General features: G+C 56.1%; 5 protein-coding genes. All 5 read right to left on the bottom strand.

Features of this window, described 5'->3' with window-relative positions; all coding sequences use genetic code 11:
- Positions 1 to 488 precede the first annotated feature (488 nt).
- Positions 489 to 1109, bottom strand: a complete 621-nt coding sequence (gene msrQ / locus AC1DRN_RS29630) for a protein-methionine-sulfoxide reductase heme-binding subunit MsrQ (RefSeq protein WP_223463687.1) — start codon at positions 1107 to 1109, stop codon at positions 489 to 491.
- Positions 1109 to 2122, bottom strand: coding sequence for a protein-methionine-sulfoxide reductase catalytic subunit MsrP (gene msrP, locus AC1DRN_RS29635; RefSeq protein ID WP_477786905.1), 1014 nt, complete (start codon positions 2120 to 2122; stop codon positions 1109 to 1111). The genes msrQ and msrP overlap by 1 nt, the downstream gene beginning before the upstream one ends.
- A gap of 63 nt (positions 2123 to 2185) precedes the next feature.
- Positions 2186 to 3043, bottom strand: coding sequence for a CDP-diacylglycerol--serine O-phosphatidyltransferase (gene pssA / locus AC1DRN_RS29640; protein WP_056728609.1), 858 nt, complete (start codon positions 3041 to 3043; stop codon positions 2186 to 2188).
- 144 nt (positions 3044 to 3187) lie between these two features.
- Positions 3188 to 4204, bottom strand: a complete 1017-nt coding sequence (ilvC, locus tag AC1DRN_RS29645) for a ketol-acid reductoisomerase (protein WP_003228216.1) — start codon at positions 4202 to 4204, stop codon at positions 3188 to 3190.
- 45 nt (positions 4205 to 4249) lie between these two features.
- The coding region (gene ilvN / locus AC1DRN_RS29650; protein ID WP_477786906.1) for an acetolactate synthase small subunit at positions 4250 to 4613 on the bottom strand (364 nt) is incomplete at its 5' end.

Consider the following 4613-nt stretch of genomic DNA (forward strand, 5'->3'; position numbering starts at 1 on the left):
TCAAACATCTTTGGGTTTTGAGAAAACCCTAAACTTGGCTCAGCAATCGTTGGTTACATCTTTGATTTCTCGCGGAGTAACTTGTGATGCTGATAATCTGTTGACTAGCAGTCTGACTCCACAAGCACCCACACGAATTGCTTGATTCAGTTGTTAAAGAGCGGTTGGTTAAGATCTTTCGTCTCAACCGAGGCGCGCATTCTACAGCAGCCTCATTTGCTGTCAAGTGATTATTTTCTGAAGTTTTCCAAGTTTCCTTTTCAACTTCAACCACTTGCGCCTAAGATCTCTCGTCAGCGGGAGGCGAATTCTACAGCGTTACACGCTGCTGTCAACACCTCTTTTTCAACTCCCTTTCGGCTTCGATGAMCTGAAGCAACCYGCTGCCGAAAACTGCGTAACTCATTGTTTACCAAGGAGTTTTCCGTTTCGACTGCGCCGGAAGTGGGGCGAATTATAGGCTTCCAGAATCTGCCGTCAACCACTATTTACGCCTTTTTGGCGGAAGAGGCCTTTCTAGCCATTAAACGCGGAATTCGACGAGCCAAAGGCGGTAGCCGCAGCGCTAACAGCAATGCACCTATAGATGCATAGATCACCCACTCCTTGAGGTCGGCGCGCACAATCCAGAGCATATGCAGTAATCCAAGCCCGAGAATGACATACGCCAGGCGATGCAACTTCTTCCAGCCCGCCCCCAATCGCCGCTGACTGTATCGATTGGAAGTCACCGCCAAGGCCAGCAAACCAAGAAAGCCCAGCACCCCGACAATAATGTAAGGCCGCTTGCGCAACTCGACACCCAACTGAGACCAGTCAAAACCAAGAATAAATGCGCAGTAGCTACTGAGGTGGAGCAGCACATAGGCAAAACACCATAACCCCAACTGTCGCCGCACGGCATTCCACCCCGCCCAACCGGTGAGTTTCTGCAAAGGCGTCAAGCTCAAGATTACGAGCAACAGAACAAGCGCCCCCAAACCCAGCCGGTCGACCAGTACCTTGCCCGGATCCGGCCCGAGGACATCCTCCCAGGCCTGGTACAACCACAGCAGCGGCCACACCAGCACCACGACAAAGACACCGATACGCCAAAACGGATAGCGCATCAGTAGTTCTTCCTCAGGTCGAGCCCCGCATATAGAGAGGCGACTTCCTCTGAATAGCCGTTGAACATTTGCGTGTCGCGCACATTGGGCTYGAACAGGCCGCTGGGCAGGCGGCGCTCACGTGCCTGAGTCCAGCGAGGATGATCAACAGTGGGATTCACGTTCGCATAGAAGCCATATTCATCCGAAGCAATACTCTGCCAGGTGGTTTTCGGTTGCTCGTCGACCAGACTGATGCGCACGATGGACTTGATACTCTTGAAGCCATATTTCCAGGGCACCACCAAACGCAACGGCGCACCGTTTTGATTAGGCAACTCACGCCCGTACATGCCTACCGCAAGAATCGCCAACGGGTTCATCGCTTCATCCAGACGCAACCCTTCTATATATGGCCAGTCGATCAAGGCAAAACCGGAGCGCTGACCCGGCATGCTTTTGGGATCCTGCAGGGTTTCGAAGCGGATGAATCTGGCTTTCGAGGTCGGCTCAACCTCTTTGAGCAAGGCCGAGAGGGGAAAACCGATCCAGGGAATGACCATCGACCAGGCTTCCACGCAGCGCAACCGGTAGATTCGCTCCTCCAGCTGATACGGTTTCATGAAGTCCTCCAGCGCATACCGCCCAGGCTTGCCCACCTCCCCGTCCACTACCACCGACCACGGCTGCGTCTTCAGCGTGCCGGCGTTGGCGGCCGGATCACCTTTGTCGGTGCCGAACTCGTAGAAGTTGTTGTAGTGAGTCGCATCCTTGAACGGCGTGATCGCTTCATCCTTGACGCTGATCGCACCCCACTGGGTAGCCGGAAGTTTTTCGCTGAACCAGGCAGGCGCCTTGACGGGCTCGACATCCGGGTAACGCGCAGCATCGCCAGCGCTGGCCCATTGCGGCAGGCTGCCCAGAGCGAAGCCGGCGACCGTGGCGCCGAGCACATTGCGTCGAGATAGATAGAGGGATTCAGGCGTGACGTCCGACTCATGGCAGTCGGATGTTTTAGGGACTTTGATCAGCATGGCTACTCCGCAGTATTGGAGAACAGATGCACCAACAGACTGCGGAGTATGAGGGAAATTACATCACTCGACGCTTTTACGCCGACGAAGATGTAACAGGTATTGAACCGGGCCGGAGGCTGCATAGGCAAGAAACACCAGCAGCAGGATGCGCGGCGGATCACTGAAAACAACCGCAAACACCAACACTACTGCGAGAATCGCCACGAAAGGCACTCGCCCCTTCAGGTCCAGCTCCTTGAAGCTGTTGTACTTGATGTTGCTGACCATCAGCATGCCGGCCGCAGCAACCATCAATGCAACCAGGAAGGACATCTTCGACCCCTGGATACCGTAATCGCTGAACGCCCAGACGATACCTGCAACCACACCCGCAGCGGCGGGACTGGCCAGACCGATGAAGTAGCGCTTGTCCGCGGTGCCGACCTGGGTGTTGAAGCGCGCGAGACGCAAAGCCGCGCCCGCCACATAGATGAAGGCGACCATCCAGCCAACCTTGCCCATGTCACCCAGGGCCCAGCCGAAGGCCAGCAATGCCGGCGCCACACCAAAGGCAACCATGTCCGACAGCGAGTCATACTCGGCACCAAAGGCGCTCTGGGTATTGGTCATGCGCGCAACGCGACCATCAAGGCCGTCGAGTACCATCGCGACGAAAATGGCGATGGCCGCAAACGCAAAGTACTTGCTCGCATTGGCGGAGTCGCCGGCACTCAAGGCTGCCTGGGCGCTCATCGAGTTGATGATGGAATAGAACCCTGCGAACAGGTTCGCAGTGGTGAACAGATTCGGCAGAAGATAGATACCACGATGCCGGACTTTACGACCTTCAGCGTCATGCCCTTCCTCGACATGTTCATCGATGGGCAGCAGGCTTTCGGCGTCAGAAGCCTGGTTTGGCTCTTCGGGGCGTTCGCTCATGGACATTACCTTGCAACGGGGTGGAAAGTCTGGACAGGTGTCTGGGACGACGGTTCGGCCGCAAACGATGCAGCTTTATACCAGAACCGGCCTCCCAAACGAAAAAACGCGGCCTAAGCCGCGTTTTTCGTACAAGGGCGTGACTTAGTTTTTAGCTTTGTCGACGATCTTGTTGGCACCGATCCACGGCATCATGGAGCGCAGTTGCTCGCCGATGATTTCGATACCGTGAGCGGCGTTGTTACGACGCTTGGCGGTCATCGAAGGATAGCCGGTAGCGCCTTCGCTGATGAACATCTTGGCGTATTCGCCGTCCTGAATACGTTTCAGGGCGTTGCGCATGGCCTGACGGGATTCGGCGTTGATGACTTCAGGGCCGGTCACGTACTCGCCGTATTCGGCGTTGTTGGAGATCGAGTAGTTCATGTTGGCGATACCGCCTTCGTACATGAGGTCAACGATCAGTTTCAGTTCGTGCAGGCACTCGAAGTAGGCCATTTCCGGCGCGTAGCCAGCTTCAACCAGGGTTTCGAAACCGGCCTTGACCAGCTCAACGGTACCGCCGCACAGAACGGCTTGTTCGCCGAACAGGTCGGTTTCGGTCTCGTCCTTGAAGGTGGTTTCGATGATGCCGGTACGACCGCCACCGACGCCAGCAGCGTAGGACAGAGCGACGTTCTTGGCATTGCCCGAGGCGTCCTGGTAGATCGCGATCAGGTCAGGGATACCGCCACCCTTCACGAACTCGGAACGTACAGTGTGGCCTGGAGCCTTCGGCGCGATCATGATCACGTCGAGGTCAGCGCGCGGCACAACCTGGTTGTAGTGGATCGCGAAGCCGTGGGAGAAGGCCAGGGTGGCGCCTTTCTTGATGTTCGGCTCGATTTCGTTCTTGTACAGGGAGGACTGGAATTCGTCCGGGGTCAGGATCATGACCAGGTCGGCAGCTGCAACTGCAGAAGCAACATCGGTCACTTTCAGGCCGTGGGCTTCAGCCTTGGCAACGGTAGCCGAACCTTTACGCAGGCCGACAGTCACGTCAACGCCGGAATCTTTCAGGTTGCACGCTTGAGCGTGCCCCTGGGAACCGTAACCGATGATGGCAACTTTCTTGCCCTGGATGATCGACAGGTCGCAGTCTTTATCGTAGAAAACTTTCATGAATTTCCCCTATATCAGGCCGTTCAGGCCGTTCGCTAATTTGGTTTAGATGCTGAGTACTTTGTCGCCGCGGGCAATGCCRGTCACGCCGCTACGGACGGTTTCCAGAATCGATGCAGTGCCAATGGACTGAATGAAGCTGTCGAGCTTGTCGCTGGTACCGGTCAGTTGAACGGTATACACGCTGGCGCTGACATCGACGATCTGTCCACGGTAAATATCGGTAGTGCGCTTGATCTCGGCGCGCTGGGCGCCGGTGGCCTTGACCTTGACCAGCATCAGTTCGCGCTCGATGTGAGCACTCTCCGACAGGTCGACCAGCTTTACCACTTCGATCAGCTTGTTCAGGTTCTTGGTGATCTGCTCGATGACCTCATCGTGACCAACGGTGGTCAGCGTCAGACGCGAC

The organism is Pseudomonas sp. P5_B3 (assembly GCF_056400405.1).

Excerpts from the sequence above, each read along its gene's own strand:
- msrQ (WP_223463687.1), bottom strand. The coding sequence starts at position 1,109 with ATGCGCTATCCGTTTTGGCGTATCGGTGTCTTTGTCGTGGTGCTGGTG.
- pssA (WP_056728609.1), bottom strand. The coding sequence starts at position 3,043 with ATGAGCGAACGCCCCGAAGAGCCAAACCAGGCTTCTGACGCCGAAAGC.
- ilvC (WP_003228216.1), bottom strand. The coding sequence starts at position 4,204 with ATGAAAGTTTTCTACGATAAAGACTGCGACCTGTCGATCATCCAGGGC.